The organism is Cystobacter fuscus, from assembly GCF_002305875.1.
GTDB lineage: Bacteria > Myxococcota > Myxococcia > Myxococcales > Myxococcaceae > Cystobacter > Cystobacter fuscus_A.
The window spans coordinates 6800937-6818354 of record NZ_CP022098.1; the positions used below are offsets into that span (position 1 = coordinate 6800937).

At 65.7% G+C, this 17418-nt stretch carries 15 protein-coding genes and 1 pseudogene; 12 read left to right on the top strand and 4 right to left on the bottom strand.

Annotated features, from left to right (window positions below):
• Positions 1 to 83: 83 nt before the first annotated feature.
• Together CYFUS_RS27665 and CYFUS_RS27670 are read right to left on the bottom strand one after the other, a co-directional pair.
• Positions 84 to 1889 carry an ABC transporter ATP-binding protein gene (locus CYFUS_RS27665; protein WP_232536838.1) on the bottom strand — a complete coding sequence of 602 codons (1806 nt, stop codon included), beginning with the start codon at positions 1887 to 1889 and terminating at the stop codon, positions 84 to 86.
• Positions 1886 to 3673: an ABC transporter ATP-binding protein gene (locus tag CYFUS_RS27670; protein WP_095987963.1), complete on the bottom strand. Its 1788-nt coding sequence runs from the start codon at positions 3671 to 3673 to the stop codon at positions 1886 to 1888. Before CYFUS_RS27670 ends, CYFUS_RS27665 begins: the two co-directional genes overlap by 4 nt.
• Before the next feature lie 136 nt (positions 3674 to 3809).
• On the opposite strand from CYFUS_RS27670, the gene CYFUS_RS27675 reads away from it, so the two are divergent.
• The 12 genes from CYFUS_RS27675 to CYFUS_RS27725 all read left to right on the top strand — a co-directional run bounded on the left by CYFUS_RS27675 (position 3810) and on the right by CYFUS_RS27725 (position 16159).
• Positions 3810 to 4808, top strand: a complete 999-nt coding sequence (locus CYFUS_RS27675; protein ID WP_232536839.1) for a DUF481 domain-containing protein — start codon at positions 3810 to 3812, stop codon at positions 4806 to 4808.
• An 81-nt stretch (positions 4809 to 4889) separates the two neighbouring features.
• Positions 4890 to 5063, top strand: coding sequence for a hypothetical protein (locus tag CYFUS_RS51855; RefSeq protein ID WP_198316102.1), 174 nt, complete (start codon positions 4890 to 4892; stop codon positions 5061 to 5063).
• A 30-nt stretch (positions 5064 to 5093) separates the two neighbouring features.
• Complete coding sequence (locus tag CYFUS_RS27680) at positions 5094 to 6338, top strand: radical SAM/SPASM domain-containing protein (RefSeq protein ID WP_095987964.1); 1245 nt, start codon at positions 5094 to 5096, stop codon at positions 6336 to 6338.
• A 36-nt stretch (positions 6339 to 6374) separates the two neighbouring features.
• Complete coding sequence (locus CYFUS_RS27685; protein WP_095987965.1) at positions 6375 to 7067, top strand: SHOCT domain-containing protein; 693 nt, start codon at positions 6375 to 6377, stop codon at positions 7065 to 7067.
• Positions 7068 to 7431: 364 nt separating this feature from the next.
• On the top strand, positions 7432 to 7881 hold the full coding sequence (rnk, locus tag CYFUS_RS27690; RefSeq protein WP_095987966.1) for a nucleoside diphosphate kinase regulator: 450 nt from the start codon (positions 7432 to 7434) through the stop codon (positions 7879 to 7881).
• 19 nt (positions 7882 to 7900) lie between these two features.
• Positions 7901 to 8128 (top strand): hypothetical protein, encoded by a 228-nt coding sequence (locus CYFUS_RS27695; RefSeq protein WP_095987967.1) that lies wholly within the window; start codon positions 7901 to 7903, stop codon positions 8126 to 8128.
• Positions 8067 to 9275, top strand: a complete 1209-nt coding sequence (locus tag CYFUS_RS27700) for a GntP family permease (protein ID WP_198316109.1) — start codon at positions 8067 to 8069, stop codon at positions 9273 to 9275. Before CYFUS_RS27695 ends, CYFUS_RS27700 begins: the two co-directional genes overlap by 62 nt.
• A 114-nt stretch (positions 9276 to 9389) precedes the next feature.
• The gene (locus CYFUS_RS27705; RefSeq protein WP_095987968.1) at positions 9390 to 10415 is read left to right on the top strand and encodes an aldo/keto reductase; all 1026 of its coding nucleotides are present in this window, start codon (positions 9390 to 9392) and stop codon (positions 10413 to 10415) included.
• A 195-nt stretch (positions 10416 to 10610) separates the two neighbouring features.
• On the top strand, positions 10611 to 11903 hold the full coding sequence (locus CYFUS_RS27710; RefSeq protein ID WP_095987969.1) for an AHH domain-containing protein: 1293 nt from the start codon (positions 10611 to 10613) through the stop codon (positions 11901 to 11903).
• Between the two features lie 16 nt (positions 11904 to 11919).
• Complete coding sequence (locus tag CYFUS_RS27715; RefSeq protein WP_095987970.1) at positions 11920 to 12486, top strand: imm11 family protein; 567 nt, start codon at positions 11920 to 11922, stop codon at positions 12484 to 12486.
• 86 nt (positions 12487 to 12572) lie between these two features.
• Entirely contained in the window at positions 12573 to 14207 is a 1635-nt protein-coding gene (locus tag CYFUS_RS27720) for an IS1182 family transposase (protein WP_095984660.1), read from the top strand.
• 317 nt (positions 14208 to 14524) lie between these two features.
• Positions 14525 to 16159 (top strand): IS1182 family transposase, encoded by a 1635-nt coding sequence (locus CYFUS_RS27725; RefSeq protein WP_095987884.1) that lies wholly within the window; start codon positions 14525 to 14527, stop codon positions 16157 to 16159.
• A 25-nt stretch (positions 16160 to 16184) separates the two neighbouring features.
• Here the strand turns inward: CYFUS_RS27725 and CYFUS_RS54635 are convergent.
• Together CYFUS_RS54635 and CYFUS_RS27740 are read right to left on the bottom strand one after the other, a co-directional pair.
• A pseudogene (locus tag CYFUS_RS54635) lies at positions 16185 to 16505 on the bottom strand (ATP-binding protein); the annotation flags it as partial.
• 492 nt (positions 16506 to 16997) lie between these two features.
• A complete protein-coding gene (locus CYFUS_RS27740) occupies positions 16998 to 17339 on the bottom strand; it encodes a putative quinol monooxygenase (RefSeq protein ID WP_095987972.1) in 342 nt (113 codons plus the stop codon).
• Between the last annotated feature and the right edge of the window lie 79 nt (positions 17340 to 17418).

The window sequence follows — 17418 nt, forward strand, 5'->3', positions numbered from 1 at the left end:
AGGGTCGTCCTCCTCCACCTCTCTCCTCTTCGCCGCCGATGAGAAGAGCCTTCCGCCTCGATTCACGGTGAGGTTGTCGAGGTTCACCGTGTGCTTGATGCACGGGGCTCGGGGGATTGCTGGCCGTACAGCGTGGCGTAGAGGCCGCCCCGGGCCATCAGCTCCGCGTGGGTCCCCCGCTCGACGAGCCGTCCGCCCTCGAGCACCAGGATGAGGTCCGCGTGGCGGATGGTGCTCAGGCGGTGCGCGACGACGATGCTCGTGCGTCCCGCGAGCAGCGTGGTCAACGCGCGCTGGATGAGGGCCTCCGTGCGCGTGTCGATGTTCGCCGTGGCCTCGTCGAGGATGAGCACCCGCGGATCGGCGAGCACCGCCCGCGCGAACGACACCAGTTGCCGCTGCCCCTGGCTCAACGTCGTGGAGCCCGGCGCCAGTTGCGTGTCGTAGCCCTGGGGCAGCGCGGTGATGAAGTCATGCGCGTGCACCGCCCTCGCGGCGGCCTCGATCCGCTCGCGGCTCGCGTCCGGCTGGCCGTAGGCGATGTTCTCCGCGACCGTGCCCGAGAAGAGCACCGGCTCCTGGAGCACCGTGGCCATCTGCGCGCGCAGGCTCGCCCGCTTGATATGGCGCACGTCCCGCCCGTCCAGCCGCACCACGCCCCCGGTGACGTCGTAGAAGCGCGGCAACAGGCTCGTCACCGTCGTCTTCCCCGCCCCCGTCGGGCCCACCAGCGCCACCGTCTGCCCCGGCGCCACCTCGAAGCTCACCTCGTGCAGCACCGGCCGCGCCGCGTCGTACCCGAACGACACCCGCTCGAAGGACAGCCGCCCCGCCGCCCGCTCCAGCTCCACCGCGTCCGGCGCGTCCTCCGGCTCCCGGGGCTCGTCGAGGATGGCGTAGACGCGCTCGGCGCCCGCGAGCGCCGACTGCATCAGCGTGTAGACCGAGGACGCCAGTTGCAGCGGCCGGAAGAACTGCTGCGTGTAGAGCAGGAAGGCCGCCACCAGGCCCACGCTCACGTGCCCCTCGAGCACCCGATAGCCGCCATAGCCAATCACCAGCGCGATGGAGAGCGTGGAGAGCACGTCGATCACCGGCGAGAACGCGGAGGTGATGCCGGTGGCGGACACGTTCGCGTCGCGGTTGGCGGCGTTGCGCGCCCGGAAGCGCTCGATGTTCACCTCGGTGCGGTTGAACGCCTGGGCCTGCCGCACGCCGCCCAGCTCCTCCTGGAGCCCCGCCGTCACGTCCCCCACCGTCTCGCGCGTCTTGCGGTAGGCGCGCCGGGCCCGGGCGGCGAAGCCCCAGGTGGTCAGCACCATCACCGGAATGATGGAGAAGCAGGCCAGCGCCAGCGGCACGTCCAGCGACACCATCGCCACCAGCACGCCCACCAGCCCGAGCACCGAGCCCAGCAACTGCGCGAGCCCCTGCGAGAAGAACTGGCTGAGCAGATCCACGTCCCCCAGCAGCCGGCTCATCAAGTCGCCCAGGGGCCGCCGGTCCAGATAGGACAGCGGAAGCGTCTGGAGCCGCTCGAAGAGGCGCGCGCGCATCCCGGCGAGCACGCGCTGTCCCGTCTCGCCGATGCGCAGCGTCTGCTCCCGCTGGGCCACCATGGACACCCCGTAGACGACCAGCAGGAGCGCCAGGTCACGCAGCAGTCCCCGCTCATTCCGGCCCACGATGTCGTGATCGATGGCGTGGCCCACCAGGTACGGCCCTGCCGCCTGCGCCAGGGCACCCACCACGACGAAGCCCAGGGCGATGAGCAGCGAGCGGCGATGGGGCCGGGTCTCCCCCAACAACCGCCGCGCCACGGCACCCCGATTCCGGGCGCGCTCATCCTCCAGCTCCGCCATTCCCCGAAGGTCCGCGGGCCGTCTCATGCGGCCTCCACGGAGTCCGGCTGGAGCTGGGAGCCGAGGATTTCATTGTACAGGGCGCTCGTGGCGAGCAGCTCCTCGTGGCGTCCCCGGGCGGCCACGCGCCCCTCGTCGAGCACGATGACGAGGTGGGCGTCGCGCACGGTGCTCAGCCGCTGGGCGATGACGATGGCCGTGCTCCGCGTGGAGCGCATGAGCGCATCGAGCGCCCGGCGGATCTCCGCCTCGGTCCGCGCATCCACCGCCGAGGTGCTGTCATCGAGGATGAGCAGGCGCGGCTGGGTGAGCAGCGCGCGGGCGATCGCCACGCGCTGGCGCTGTCCGCCCGACAGCCCCACGCCGCGCTCACCCACCACCGTGTCGTAGCCCTGGGGCAGCGCGGCGATGAACTCCTCCGCCTGGGCCGCCCGCGCCGCCGCCTGCACCTCTTCCAGGGTGGCCTCGGGACGGCCATAGGCGATGTTCTCGCGCAGGGTGCCCGAGAAGAGCATCGCGTCCTGGAGCACGATGCCCACCTGCGAGCGCAGGCTCGCGAGCGTCACCTCGCGCACGTCATGGCCGTCGAGCAGCACCGTGCCTCCCGTCACGTCGTAGAAACGGGGAATGAGGTTGATGAGGGTGCTCTTGCCCGAGCCCGTGGTGCCGAGAATCGCCACGAGCTGTCCCGGTTCCACCTCGAAGCTCACCCCGCGGAGGATCTCCCGCTCGCCCCCCGCGTAGCGGAAGCGCACGTCGCGCAGCTCCACCCGGCCACTCAAGGCGGGCAGCTGCCGGGCCCCGGGCCTGTCCACCACCTCCACCGCCGTATCGAGCAGCTCGAAGATGCGCACCGCCGACACCCCCGCGCGCGACATCTGCGCGGCGAGGAAGCCGAGCGACACGAGCGGCATGAACAGGAAGCCCAGGTAGCTGTTGAACGCGAGCAGCTCGCCCACGCTCAACCGCTCGTGGAAGATGAGCCACCCGCCCAGCCCCACCACCACCCAGGTGCCGAGGTTGGCGAACAGGCCCACGCGGGGAAAGTGCGAGGAGATGATGCGGATGAGCTGGAGGTTGTGCTCCAGGAACTCGTCGTTGAAGCGCCCGTAGCGCGCCGCCTCACGCCCCTCGCCCGAGAACGCTCGCACCACCCGGATGCCGCGCAGACTCTCCTGCAACACCGAGTTGAGCCGTCCGAGCGTGGCCTGCACCATGCCGAACATCGGAGAGATGCGGCCCATGAACTGGCGGAGCACCCAGAGCACCGGGGCGATGGCCCCCAGTGCCGCGAGCGCGAGCAGCGGGTGCGTGAGGAACAGCAGCCCCGAGCACCCCACCACCATGAGCAGCGAGGCCACCACCTGCACCACCCCGCCGCCCACGAAGGCGCGCACCTGGTCCACGTCGTTCGTCAGCCGCGTGAGCAACTGCCCCGTCTGCGCCTGATCGTGGTAGCTGAAGCTCAAGCGCTGCAGCCGCGCGAAGAGCGCGTTGCGTAAGTCGAACGCCACGCCCTGGGAGGCCCGCTCCGCGAGGTAGCCCTGGAGGAAGTTGAAGAAGCCCCGCACGAGCGCGATGGCCACCAGCCCGCCCACGGCCGCACGCACCACGGACAGCGCCCCTCGGGCGAGCCCCTCGTCCACGGCCAGTCGCACCATCTGGGGAGCGGCGAGGCTGGCGCCCGAGGCCACCAGCAGCGACACGAACGCCCCCACCGTCTCGCCCCGGTAGCGACGCAGATACCCCAGCGCCCGCCACACGGCCCGTCCTCCTCCGGGAGCGTGTGTCATGCCTCGTTTCTGGTCCATCTCCCGTCTCTCCCGCGGCCCCTCGTGGTGAGTCCCGCCCGGTTGCCTTCGTCGCACTTCCATCCCAGGCATTGCAACCCGGACCCATCCTGGGCGAAGACTGCGCGCCGTTCAGCCCTCTTCAGGATGTCTCACCGTGATTTCCGTCCCAGCCCTGCTGTCCACCTTCCTCCTGCTGCAGACCCCTCCCGCCGAGACTCCGGCACCCGTCGATGACAAGGCCGCCAGCGAGCAGCGCGCCGCCGCCGCCGCGGATGCCGCCGAGCGCGCCGCCGCCGCCGCCGAGCGCGCCGCCGCCGCCAACGCCCGCATCACCGAGGCCATCAAGCTGCTCGCCCAGGAGATCTCCCGCGCGGCTCCCGACCTCGCCACGACCGGCCCGGACGGCAAGCCCGTTCCGCCGCCGCCGCCCAAGCCGGATGTCTGGAACGCCACGGTGGGCCTGGGCCTCATCTTCATCACCGGCAACGCATCCACCGTGACGCTCAACGGCCTGGCCACCGCGGAGCGCAAGTCGGAGCATTGGATCTACTCCGCCCAGGCCTCGGGCTCGTATGGCGAGAGCCGCGCGCCCACCCTGGAGGGACAGGCGCAGGCGCCCAACCAGGTGGTGGCGCTCAACGCGGCCCTGCAGTTGCGCGCGGATCACCGCTTCACCCCGCAGATCAGCGGCTACATCCTCGGCCGGGGCGAGACGGACCACGTGAAGAGCGTGGAGTTCCGGGGCAGCGGCGAAGCGGGTATCGGCGTCATCTGGTGGGACGTGAAGCGCCAGGACGGCAGCGAGTCCTTCCTGCGCACGGACCTGGCCCTGAGCTACGCGCGCGAGACGCGCTTCCAGTACTACCCCACGCGTACGGATCTCCCGGACGTGTCGCTGGGCGGCCCGCGCGCCGGCCTGGCCTTCCGCCATGGCATCACCAAGGACGTCGCCTTCGTGGATGAGTTGAGCGTGCTGCCCAGCCTCATCGAGGGCTCGCGACTGCTCGTCACCAACCAGGCCCAGCTCAACGTGCGGCTCACCCGGGCGCTCGCCATCGCCACCACCTTCCTCGTGCAGTACGACAGCATGCCCGCGCCGGGAAAATTCCCCACGGACACCTCGCTGTCGGTGAGCGCCGCGGTGACCTTCTAGTCCTTCTGCCTCCTGGCGATTGACTTGAACCATCAGGGATTCTTATCCTCGGGGGCTCACCCATTCCGCAGGGGAGTCCCCATGACGACGAAGCCCGAGAAGAAGTTCCCTCGCACCGAGATCCTGGATCGGCTGAGCGAGCGCACGCGCAAGGTGCTCGAGCTGGAGGAGAAGAACCTGGAGAACGTGACGGGAGGCGTCGAGCGTGGAAACGCCTCCATCTACGGCCTGCCGCCCCCGCCGGACCTGCGCTGAAGTCCTCCCCCTGACCGCGCGCTCGCCCCCATGCCTCCGCCCGTCCTGCAACCCCGCACGGCCTATGCCGTGTGGGAACTGACCCTGAAGTGCAACCTCGCCTGCGGCCACTGCGGCTCGCGCGCGGGCTCCAAGCGCGAGGACGAGCTGTCGCGCGAGGAGGCGATGGACCTGGTCCGCCAGCTCTCCGAGGTGGGGATCCAGGAAGTCACCATCGAGGGGGGCGAGGCGTTTCTCCGCCCCGACTGGCTCGACATCGCCCGAGCCATCACCGACCACGGCATGCGTTGCACCATGACGACGGGCGGCTATGGCCTGTCGCGCGAGACGGCCCGGCGCATGAAGGAGGCGGGCATCTCCCACGTCTCCGTGTCGGTGGACGGACTGGAGGCCACGCATGACCGCATCCGTGGTCGGCGTGGCTCCTTCCGCTACTGCTTCGAGACGCTGGGGCACTTTCGCGACGCGGGCCTGCTCTTCAGCGCGAACACGCAGATCAACCGGCTGTCCGCCCCCGAGATGCCCGAGCTGTACGAGCGGCTGCGGGACGCGGGGTGCAGCGCCTGGCAGATCCAGATCACCAACCCCATGGGCAACGGCGGGGACAACGCGTGGATGCTGTTGCAACCCGCGGAGCTGCCGGACCTCTACCGGATGCTGGCGCGCATCGCGGTGCGGGCGCGTGAGGAGGGAAAGCTGGCGTTGGCGCCCTCCAACAACATCGGCTACTTCGGCCCGTATGACGACCTGCTCTTCGCCAACGTGGGACAGGTGTGGGCCGGGTGCAAGGCGGGGCTGTCGGTGCTGGGCATCCACGCCGACGGTGGCATCAAGGGCTGCCCCACCCTGCCCACCGAGTACATCGGCGGCAACGTCCGCAAGCAGCCCCTGGCGGACATCCTCGACTCGCGCGAGCTGACCTTCAACGCCAAGGCGGGCACGGAGGAAGGCACCGCGCACATGTGGGGCTACTGCGGGAGCTGCAAGTACGCCGAGGCGTGCCGGGGCGGATGCACCCAGATGGCGCATGTGCTCTTCAACCGCAATGGCAACAATCCCTACTGCCACTACCGCACGCTGGAGCTCGCGGGGCGGGGACTGCGCGAGCGCGTGGTGCGCAGCACGCCGGGTCAGGGCAAGCCCTTCGACCATGGAGTCTTCGAGCTGGTGGAGGAGCCGCTGGAGGCGGCCTGGCCGACGGAGGACACCCACCACTTCACCTACGCGCGCATCCCGTGGTCCTCGGGTTGGGAGCCCTTCGCCCTGCCCGGATAGCCCCCGGTCCGCCCCTCCCCCACTGGAGTGCCCGTCATGCCGGAGTTGACCTCGGAAGGACACCGCGCCGTCGCGGAGCTGGCCCAGCGGCATGGCGTGAGCGGCGAGGCCGTACGGGTCCTGCTCGAGGCCCTCGCCGTCGGAGGCGGCACCCAGGCCCAGTTCAACCATCCCGAGCTCGGTGGGCTCGGCCAATGGTCGCAAGGCGGCATGCTCATGGTCGGCAACATGTTCGACCACGCCCTGAAGGCCCGCGTCGACGCGCTCTGCGTGGAACTCGCCCGGCGGATGCGCATGGAGCCCCTGCTCGCCCCGGCCACGTCCGGCGCCTCCTGGTGGCCCGCGGAGTTCGGTGAGCCGACCTCCAGTGGCGCGCAAGGAACTCTGCGCTACGCGTACTTCCCCGACCACCGCCGCCTCGTCATCCAACGGAGTGGGCAGGTGACGATCCACGACACCGGGGAGCATCGGATCAGCGGCGTCTCCCAGCAGCAAGGCGCCGGCCAGTCGCTCACGCTCACCAGCCAGTACGGCCCCATCCGCCTCTCCGAGCTCCCCGTGATCGCACCCGCTCCCGTGGGGCCCACGAACCCTCCCGCGATCCCGGCGACCGCTCCCTCCACGGACCCCTTGTCGCTGATCGAGCGCCTGGCGGAGTTGCGCGACAAGGGCGCCCTCACCGAGGAAGAGTTCGCGGCCAAGAAGGCGGAGCTGCTGAGCCGCCTGTAGCCGCTCCTCCGAGCAGCTTCCGGGATCGGCAGCAGGTGTGCCGGGACAGGGAGAGCTGGACCCGTCCGGCTCCCATGGGTTGCGGAAGAGCCTTTGAGCAGATACCTTCAGGATGGCACTTGGAGGCGTCTTGTCCCGATCCACCTTCTCGCTCAGAGCATCGATGCCCCGGCGCGGCGCTCAGGGAAGGTGTGTCCGCAAAACGCCTTGCCCTGGGGGGCGCGCCTCGATGGTGACGGGTTGATCCCACCGCCGACGGCGCTCCGCTCCCCCGCTTCCTAGCAAGACGGCCTTCCCCCCTCATCACCCCTCTTCCCAAGGGCTTCTGGCGCGCCGTGGTGCGCCAGGGGCTCCGAGGTTCACCATGAACTCACGTCCAGAGATCGAGCAGCGCGTCACGACCTCCGCTCCCACCGTGCGAGTCACCGCCGAGGACATGCAGCGCCTGCGGGTGGTGGTGGATCGGCACCTCGACGGCTCCCTGGCGGCCGCGGCCGAACAGTTGGACGGAGAGCTGGAGCGCGCGGTGGTGGAGCCACAGGACCAGATTCCGCCCGATGTCGTCACCATGAGATCGCGCATCCTCTTCGAGGACCTGGACACGGGCCGTCGCCGCGAGGCGACCCTGGTCTATCCAGAAGAGGCGGATATCGAACAGTCGAAGCTCTCGGTCCTGGCGCCGGCCGGGTTGGCGGTGCTGGGTCTCAAGAAGAATGACATCATCGAGTGGCCGTTGCCGAATGCACGCCGTACCCGATTCCGCATCGTGGAGATTCTCTACCAGCCCGAAGCATCCGGTGACTTCCATCTGTGAGCGAGGAGGCGGCCAGGCAATGGCAGACAACAATCGCTGGGCGAACCTGGTGAACACCGCCTTCCTCCTGGACCAGGCGCCCAGGAGCCCAGGTCCGGAGGGACTCCGGCCAGCCCTGGCGATGATCGAGAGCGCGCTCGAGGTGTTTCCCGCGACCGTGGACCCCGTGGAAGACTTCGAGGGGTATGCCGTGCGCCGGCTGCTCCTGGCGCTCAACGCGGCCCTGTCGGAGAGCGTGCGAAGTTGAGCCTCGCGGACCTCCGGCTGCTCCTCGCGGCCGTCCTCGGCATCGCGGCGGCCGTGGGGCTGATTCGCTGGCGCAGGCCAGCCTGAAGCTCACCGGGCCGGCGGGAGCACCGTGGGCGAGCCTGTTCGTGGCAATGGTGGTTGGCCTGCCCTTGTTCTTCGAGACCGGCCTCGTGCTCCTGCTGCCGATCGTGGTGGCGGCCGCGGCCACCCTGCCCCACAGCTCGAACCCGGACGCGGCCAGACTCCAGCTCATGCTGCCCGCCCTGACCGGACTGTCCGTCGTTCACGCGCTGGTGCCGCCCCATCCAGGCCCCCTGCTCGCGGTCAACGCGCTCGGCGCGAACATGGGCCGCACGATGCTCTACGGGATCCTGGTCGCGATCCCGACCGCGATCATCGCCGGTCCGCTCCTGGCGTTCTTCACCTCTCGCGACGTCCGGCTCGTGGCGCCTGTCATCGAACGGCATGACCTCACGGTCGCCGCGCCGCCCAAGGCGTCCTCGCTCTGCGTCATCCTGATGCCGGTGGTGCTCATCGCGGCGGGGGAGTTGCGCGGGCTGCTGCCGCCGTGGACCGCGTCACGGCTGGGCTGGCTGAGCGCGGTGAGCCATCCGGTGCCCGCGCTCCTGCTCACCAACCTCGTCGCCCTGCCGCTGCTCTTCGGGCGCAAGCTGCGCAATCCCCAGGTGCAGGACACGATCTGGACGGAGACGATGAAGTCGGCGGGCGCCATCCTGCTGTCCATCGGCGCGGGCGGAGCGCTGAAGCAGGTCCTGGTCTCGGCTGGTCTCTCCAACCTCCTGGCGAAGCTGGCCTCGGCCCAGGCCATCTCTCCGCTCCTGTTGGGCTGGTTGGTCGCGGTGGCGATCCGCCTCGCGACGGGCTCGGCCACCGTGGCGACGATCACCACCGTCGGCGTCATGTCCGGGGTCGTCACCGCGACGGGAATCGCCCCGGAGTGGGTCGTCCTCGCCATTGGCGCGGGGAGCGTGTTCTTCTCCCACGTCAACGATCCCGGCTTCTGGCTGGTCAAAAGCTATCTCGGGACGAGTACCCCCGACACGTTCCGCACCTGGTCGATCCTCGAGACCGTGATTTCAGTGGTTGGACTGGTGGCGGTGCTTTGCGCCAGCGCCGTTCTATGATCAGGCGCGAGCGCCGCCTCGCCACGGGCAAGCACGTGCGCGAGTTGCCCATCACCCTGGACAAGCCGCTGTGAGTTGCTAAGGGCTCCGTACCACCGCGATCGGAGGAGCACGATGGAATACCGCAAGCTGGGACACAGCGGGCTGAAGGTGTCGAGCCTGTGCCTGGGGACGATGACGTTCGGCGAGGCGTCCGAGGGATCGATGATGCACACCGTGGGGGCCGACGAGAAGACGTCCTTCGCCATCATGGACCGTGCGCTCGACGCGGGGATCAACTTCTGGGACACCGCGAACGTGTACGGCAACGACGGCCTCACCGAGCGCGTGCTGGGCAACTGGTTCGAGCGCTCCCAGCGGCGCGACGAGGTGGTGCTGGCCACCAAGTTCCGCTTCCGCATGGGCAAGGGCCCCAACGACACGGGCGCCTCGCGCTACCACCTGCGCTCCGCGGTGGAGCAGAGCCTGCGTCGGCTGAAGACGGACCGCATCGACTTGTACCAGCTGCACATGCAGGACATCGACACGCCCGAGGAGGAGACGCTGCGGGCGCTGGAGGACCTGGTGCGCCAGGGCAAGGTGCTCTACATCGGCGCGAGCAACTACGCGGCCTACCGGCTGGTGGACAGCCTGTGGACGAGCAAGACGCAGCACCTCTCGCGCTTCGTGGCGCTGCAGGCGCAGTACAGCCTGGTGGTGCGCGAGCTGGAGCGCGAGCACGTGTCGGTGTGCGAGCAGTTCAGCCTGGGCATCCTCCCCTGGTCCCCGCTGGCGGGCGGCTTCCTGTCCGGCAAGTACCGCAAGGGGCAGCCCCCGCCGGAGGCCTCGCGGCTGGCGAAGTGGAAGGACCGGTTCACCCAGTTCGACACCCCGCGCCACTGGCGCATCCTGGAGGCCGTGGACGCGGTGGCCGCCGAGCTGAATGCCTCGGCCTCCCAGGTGTCGCTGGCGTGGCTGTTGCGCAAGCGCGCCGTCACCTCCGTCATCTTCGGGGCGCGTAACGTGGCGCAGCTCGAGGACAACCTGAAGGCGGCGGAGCTCAAGCTGGAGGACGCCCAGGTCAAGCGACTGGACGAGGCGAGTGCCCTGGAGCTGGGCTACCCGTACGACTTCATGCAGCGCGTCCAGGGTCGCTGGTAGGCAGGGCCGCTCCGGCGGCGGAGGGGGCCGCATCCGCCGCCGGGCTCAGCCCTGGTGGCCCCGGTACCAGGCCACGAGCCGGGGCAGCCCCTGTTCCAGGGGCAAACACGTATCTTCCCGGGTCCAGGTGACGAGGGAGACGGCTCTTCGGCACGTGATGGCTTGAGGCCCCTGGGCCATGCATGATGTCGGCGCATGAGAACCCGCTCCTGGCAGCGCGCAGTCGTGGCCCTATGGCTCGTTCTGACTAGTTCGTGTGCCACGTCCCCGGAGGAGATTTCCTCGAGAACTCCAGTGCAGCCGAAGGTGGTGCGGACAAGCGCATTATCCCAAGGCGCGCTGAAGCTCCATTTCGAGCCGGTGGCACTGAACCCGGCACTGGAGCAACTGCGGGTGGCGGATGGGCGGGCTGTGCTCGCGGCCTTTCGTGAATCCTTCCCGAGGAAGGAGGGACGCCGGTTCCGGCTTGTGCGGACTTCCACGGAGCCGGGGCCAGCGGAGTGGGAATTACGGTTGAGGGAGGATTTCGTGTCGCGGTACGGCCCGCCGCTGCTTCCCCTGCCCGAATCGCTGGAGACAAGCCCCCTTTTCCTAGCCATGAAGCTCTCTCCTCGCTACATGGGCGCGGGCGTGCGTGAGGCCGCGCGGGAACTGTTCAGCTCACCCATCTTCCTCTCCAGTGTAGTGCTCTCGGTGTCGGTGTACTTCTCGGCATGGCTGCTGCCCGAACCGCTGTTCACCAAAGCCTTCGCGGCGACACTGACGCTCCGGTTGGCACTGGCAGTGGGGGTACTGGAACTCTCCCGGGTGGCCTGGGCCTGCTTGCAATTGTACCGGGAGGTACAAGCGGCGAGGACGGTGCAGGAACTGGAGGCGGTGTCAGAACGCTTTGGCAAGGCGATGGGAGGCACGGGGCTGCGAGTGCTAATGGTGGTGGCCAGCATGGGAGTGGCCAGGGGTCTACCCGAGGTGCCTACAGGCGGACTCGGAGCGTTGCTGCGTGCTCCCCGGTTCGCGTTGCCCAGAGGCATGTCGATGGAAGGCGCGACGACGGTGCAGATGATGGCGGATGGCTCCATCGTCGTGACGGGAGTGGCGGCGGGCACGGCGGCCGCCGCAGTGGTCGGTGCCTGCACCGACGGTTCCGAGGGACAGGGTGGCTATCACTGGCACCACCTCGCCACGAACAAAAATGAAGTCTCGACAGTCTCCGGTGGGCCCTGGACTCCCAGGTTCGAGGAACTCTTCGCATTGGCAGGGATGAGCCTGGACGCAGCGGAGAACCTCGTCTACCTCAAGGGACACAAAGGTCCACATCCAGAGGAGTACCACAAAGAGGTATTCAGGAGGCTCAGCCTGGCGACTGAAGACTGTGGAACCACCTCTCAATGCAGGAGCACGCTGCAGCAAGCGCTCCGAAAAGTTGCTGAAGAGGTATGCACTCCGGGCTCACTCCTTCACCGGCTGGCGACGAAGTCTCCGGACTGAGGACGAAGAGAAAAGCATGCCCAGGTACTTCGAGTTGGAGGATGACATGCGCATCGAGGGACGCTGGCACCTACGCCATCCCCTCGATGAGCACGGCCAGAAAATCAATCCCTGGCGGTTCACCAAGAGCCAATGGCTCGAGCCCCAGGGAACCATCCGGTTCCCCGTGAAGCCCGATGGGCTGACGCTGGACTTCACCGTGGACGCCTTCGGCACCCCCGTGGTCCATGGTCGTATGGTCCAGCTCTTCGAGCGCCTGGGCATCCAAGAGGTGCAATTCCTACCCGCACAAATCGAGGGCCACATGGGGCCCTTTTTCATCCTCAATACATTGCGCACCATCCGCTGCATCGACGACGCCCGATGCGAGGAAGTGCAGTATTGGAAGCCGGAGGATGGCCAGCCTGAGAAGGTAGGAAGGTATCGGGTCGTCGCGGGCATGCGCATCGACCCGTTGAAGGTAGGGGATGCGCGCATCTTCCGCACCTGGGGCTTCTCCCTGGGCCTCATCATCTCCGAGGACCTCAAGCAGGCCATGGAGGCGGAGGGCCTCACCGGCACGCGTTTCGTCGAAGTGGCCTAGAACACCGACCGATTTGATTTTTTAGTAAAATCAGGGATTTACGTGAGGGGGTGGACAACAGGGGCTGAATTTGATCAGGTCGGCACATGACCTTAGCCGTCAGTCCGCCGAAGGTGACCGGAGAGATAGCTCGATGGACTCCTCCGCGGGAGTTGAACGAGCAAGAGCAACAGATTGTCGAACGGATGAGCCGTAACGGCAAGCTGTTCGCTTTTCTGCGTCTGAATCGGCACAAGCTGATGGATGAGGCTTTTCAGGCGGAACTGGCCTCCATGTACCGCCAGACAGGAGCAGGGAAAGTGGCTATAGCACCCGGGCTGATGGCAATGGCAATACTCTTACAGGGATACATGGGAGTGTCGGATGCCACCCTGGTGGAACTGACGGTCTTCGACTTGAGAGTGCAGATGGTGTTGGGCTGGTTGGGTCACAGCGAGCCGGCGTTCTCCCAGGGCTCGTTGTATGAGTTTCGTCAGCGGCTGATGAGAAACCAAATGGACCGGCGCCTCCTGGAGAAGACAGTCGAGGTGGCGCGGGAACAGAAAGAGTTCGGTGAGCGAAAGCTCAAGACGCTGTTGCGAGTGGCGATTGACTCAAAGCCACTGGAGGGAGCTGGCCGGGTAGAGGACACCATCAACCTGGTAGGACACGCAGCGCGCAAGGTGATGATGTGCGTGGCGAAGCTGCTGGGATGTTCCAAGCAGCAGGCCTGCCGAGAGGCGGGTATTCCCTTGTTGTTGGAAAAAAGTATCAAGAAGGGATTGGATGTGGACTGGAGCGAAGCGGGGCAGAAAAAGAAAGCGCTGCAAGCCCTGCTCGAGCAAGTGGAAAGCATGATGTCCTGGCTAAGAAAGAATCTGGCAGAGGAGATGGAAGAGGAGCCTTTGAGGGAACACGTTCAGACTCTCGAGCAGATTCGCAAGCAGGACCTGGAGCCGGACCCAGAAGGAGGAGGTGTCCGTGTTCGCCAGCAAGTGGCGGAAGAGAGACGAGTGTCGGTAGAAGATGGGGAGATGCGTCATGGACGCAAGAGCAAAAGCAAGCGCTTCAACGGATTCAAGCAGCATGTGGCCACGGCGCTGGACGAAGAACTCATCCTGGCATGTGCTGTGACGCCCGCCAACCGACCCGAAGCGGAGGCAACACCGGCGCTTGAGAAGGACATGGAGAAGCAAGGAGTGAAGATTGACGAGTTACACATAGACCGGGGGTATATCAACAGCAGTATCGTGGACAGCGTGCTCGAGGAGGGAGGGGAAGTGCTGAGCAAGCCGTGGAAGGCACGCAATGGGGAGTTGTTCGCGAAGTCAGACTTCAAAATAGATATGCGAAGCCGGACCATCACGTGTCCGGAGGGGAAGACAATGCGCTTCGAACTGGGAAAGACAGTCGAATTCGCGACAAAGGACTGTGAGACTTGTCCATTGCGCGAGAAATGCACACAAGCCCAGATAGGACAAGGACGGACTGTGGCAATCAGTGAAGATGAAGCGCTCCAGCACAAGTTGCGCAAATTAATGAAGACACCTGCTGGGCGAGAGCGACTCAGGAAGCGAGTAGGGGTGGAACATCGACAAGCCCATATAGCGCGACGACAGGGGCGTCGTGCGCGCTATCGGGGCGTGCGTAAGAACGTCTTTGATCTACGACGTGCGGCCAGCATCCAGAATTTGGAGACATGGCAACGCCATCTAGAGTTGTCCCAGCAGCAGGTGGGATGATGTGGTTTTTAAATCGGTCGGTGTTCTAGTACTACTCGGTCGCTTCCCGAGGAGAGCCGCGAGCTTCCAAGGGAAAGACCTCCTCGGAGGAAGAGGCAAGTGACCAAGTAGTACTATGAGCCTGTCGGAATATTCCCACGACCCACTACATATCGAGTAGTGCGAGTCGAACGCACCGCTACGGTTGGTATGTAGGACACGTTTTGGGGCGATACTCCGACAAGCTCCTAGAACACCGACCGATTTGATTTTTTAGTAAAATCAAGGATTTACGTGAGGGGGTGGACAACAGGGGCTGAATTTGATCAGGTCGGCACATGACCTTAGCCGTCAGTCCGCCGAAGGTGACCGGAGAGATAGCTCGATGGACTCCTCCGCGGGAGTTGAACGAGCAAGAGCAACAGATTGTCGAACGGATGAGCCGTAACGGCAAGCTGTTCGCTTTTCTGCGTCTGAATCGGCACAAGCTGATGGATGAGGCTTTTCAGGCGGAACTGGCCTCCATGTACCGCCAGACAGGAGCAGGGAAAGTGGCTATAGCACCCGGGCTGATGGCAATGGCAATACTCTTACAGGGATACATGGGAGTGTCGGATGCCACCCTGGTGGAACTGACGGTCTTCGACTTGAGAGTGCAGATGGTGTTGGGCTGGTTGGGTCACAGCGAGCCGGCGTTCTCCCAGGGCTCGTTGTATGAGTTTCGTCAGCGGCTGATGAGAAACCAAATGGACCGGCGCCTCCTGGAGAAGACAGTCGAGGTGGCGCGGGAACAGAAAGAGTTCGGTGAGCGAAAGCTCAAGACGCTGTTGCGAGTGGCGATTGACTCAAAGCCACTGGAGGGAGCTGGCCGGGTAGAGGACACCATCAACCTGGTAGGACACGCAGCGCGCAAGGTGATGATGTGCGTGGCGAAGCTGCTGGGATGTTCCAAGCAGCAGGCCTGCCGAGAGGCGGGTATTCCCTTGTTGTTGGAAAAAAGTATCAAGAAGGGATTGGATGTGGACTGGAGCGAAGCGGGGCAGAAAAAGAAAGCGCTGCAAGCCCTGCTCGAGCAAGTGGAAAGCATGCTGTCCTGGCTAAGAAAGAATCTGGCAGAGGAGATGGAAGAGGAGCCTTTGAGGGAACACGTTCAGACTCTCGAGCAGATTCGCAAGCAGGACCTGGAGCCGGACCCAGAAGGAGGAGGTGTCCGCGTTCGCCAGCAAGTGGCGGAAGAGAGACGAGTGTCGGTAGAAGATGGGGAGATGCGTCATGGACGCAAGAGCAAAAGCAAGCGCTTCAACGGATTCAAGCAGCATGTGGCCACGGCGCTGGACGAAGAACTCATCCTGGCATGTGCTGTGACGCCCGCCAACCGACCTGAAGCGGAGGCAACACCGGCGCTTGAGAAGGACATGGAGAAGCAAGGAGTGAAGATTGACGAGTTACACATAGACCGGGGGTATATCAACAGCAGTATCGTGGACAGCGTGCTCGAGGAGGGAGGGGAAGTGCTGAGCAAGCCGTGGAAGGCACGCAATGGGGAGTTGTTCGCGAAGTCAGACTTCAAAATAGATATGCGAAGCCGGACCATCACGTGTCCGGAGGGGAAGACAATGCGCTTCGAACTGGGAAAGACAGTCGAATTCGCGACAAAGGACTGTGAGACTTGTCCATTGCGCGAGAAATGTACACAAGCCCAGATAGGACAAGGACGGACTGTGGCAATCAGTGAAGATGAAGCGCTCCAGCACAAGTTGCGCAAATTAATGAAGACACCTGCTGGGCGAGAGCGACTCAGGAAGCGAGTAGGGGTGGAACATCGACAAGCCCATATAGCGCGACGACAGGGGCGTCGTGCGCGCTATCGGGGCGTGCGTAAGAACGTCTTTGATCTACGACGTGCGGCCAGCATCCAGAATTTGGAGACATGGCAACGCCATCTAGAGTTGTCCCAGCAGCAGGTGGGATGATGTGGTTTTTAAATCGGTCGGTGTTCTAGGCGAGTGGAAGCTCCAGCGTGGCCACGGCGCCCTGGCCGAGGCCCGCGCTCTCCAGGGTGAGTCGGCCCTTGAGCATCTGCGCCGCCAGTGCGCTCGAGTGCAGCCCGAAGCCGTGGCCGTCCTTGCGCGTGGTGAAGCCGTGGGCGAACAGGCTGTCCATCAGCTCCGGCGCGATGCCCACCCCGTCATCCTCCACCTGGATGCGCGCCACGTTGCCCTCGGCCTCCAGCCTCACCCAGAGGTTGCGCTGGCCCTCGGGCACTCCGTCCAGCGCGTGTTTCGCGTTGCTCAGCAGGTTGATGAGGATCTGCAACACCAGGAGGACGAATTCCCGTCGGTACCGCTCGTTCTCCCTGGAGCCCGGCGAGGGGGACATGGGCGTCTTGAGGATGACGGGGACGCCATCGGCCTCGCGCACCGCGTGGAACAGCACGTTCGACCCCGTCGCGCGCAGCGTGCCGAGAATCCTGAAACCCGGGATGTCCAACATGAAGAGGTGTCCTCGTGGCGGGAGTCGCTCCTCGGGGAGGCGTGGCGCCAGCAACCGAATCGTATGCCGCCCCAGGTGGAGCGTAGCGAGAGGTCGTGGTTCACCCCACGTAGGGGCGGCATACTCCGCCAGGCTCAGCCCTCATGGCCCCGGGACCATGAGCGAGCCACCCACGGGCACATCCAAGGGAAGATCGTTCTCACGGTCGAGTAAGGGCAAGGATCTGAACATCAGGTAGGAGGGCTGCTGCCGGGTGCCAACCGAGCCGTCGGCCGGGCCGGTGTCCCGGCCCCGCAGGCGATTCAGGCACACCTGTGCTCAGCCTGACAACGGCACATTGATCGCAATTCCCTCGCGGCCGGAAATCCACTCGCGCAAGTACTGGTTGAGTTCCCCATAGAATGACACCGACACCAGATCAGCCACCGCGAAGAGTTCGCGGAGCAGTGAATCCACATGGTTGTTATGCGTTTCGGCCGCGTCAGCGTCGACGTACTCCTCGATGATCGAATAATGACCGGGCCTCTGCGTGACGAACCACTGGTAGCGCAACGTTCCCGGCTCGGTCGCAGCGGCGGATGCCAATGCCCGCGCCACCCGCAGGAACTCTGCCTCTCCGTCGGTTCGTGCTCTGAACTCACATAGCACCAGAAGACTCATACGATTCTCCTCAGCAGATCGCGCTTCGAGGGTCGGTTTTCGTCATACCACTCGGCAGGCGAGAACAGGGCCCCCACTA

Coding starts and splice junctions, on each gene's coding strand:
- CYFUS_RS27705 (WP_095987968.1), top strand. CDS start 9,390: ATGGAATACCGCAAGCTGGGACACAGCGGGCTGAAGGTGTCGAGCCTG.
- CYFUS_RS27710 (WP_095987969.1), top strand. CDS start 10,611: ATGAGAACCCGCTCCTGGCAGCGCGCAGTCGTGGCCCTATGGCTCGTT.
- CYFUS_RS27685 (WP_095987965.1), top strand. CDS start 6,375: ATGCCGGAGTTGACCTCGGAAGGACACCGCGCCGTCGCGGAGCTGGCC.
- CYFUS_RS27720 (WP_095984660.1), top strand. CDS start 12,573: ATGACCTTAGCCGTCAGTCCGCCGAAGGTGACCGGAGAGATAGCTCGA.
- rnk (WP_095987966.1), top strand. CDS start 7,432: ATGAACTCACGTCCAGAGATCGAGCAGCGCGTCACGACCTCCGCTCCC.
- CYFUS_RS51855 (WP_198316102.1), top strand. CDS start 4,890: ATGACGACGAAGCCCGAGAAGAAGTTCCCTCGCACCGAGATCCTGGAT.
- CYFUS_RS27700 (WP_198316109.1), top strand. CDS start 8,067: ATGCCGTGCGCCGGCTGCTCCTGGCGCTCAACGCGGCCCTGTCGGAGA.
- CYFUS_RS27725 (WP_095987884.1), top strand. CDS start 14,525: ATGACCTTAGCCGTCAGTCCGCCGAAGGTGACCGGAGAGATAGCTCGA.
- CYFUS_RS27740 (WP_095987972.1), bottom strand. CDS start 17,339: ATGAGTCTTCTGGTGCTATGTGAGTTCAGAGCACGAACCGACGGAGAG.
- CYFUS_RS27665 (WP_232536838.1), bottom strand. CDS start 1,889: ATGAGACGGCCCGCGGACCTTCGGGGAATGGCGGAGCTGGAGGATGAG.
- CYFUS_RS27670 (WP_095987963.1), bottom strand. CDS start 3,673: ATGGACCAGAAACGAGGCATGACACACGCTCCCGGAGGAGGACGGGCC.
- CYFUS_RS27715 (WP_095987970.1), top strand. CDS start 11,920: ATGCCCAGGTACTTCGAGTTGGAGGATGACATGCGCATCGAGGGACGC.
- CYFUS_RS27695 (WP_095987967.1), top strand. CDS start 7,901: ATGGCAGACAACAATCGCTGGGCGAACCTGGTGAACACCGCCTTCCTC.
- CYFUS_RS27680 (WP_095987964.1), top strand. CDS start 5,094: ATGCCTCCGCCCGTCCTGCAACCCCGCACGGCCTATGCCGTGTGGGAA.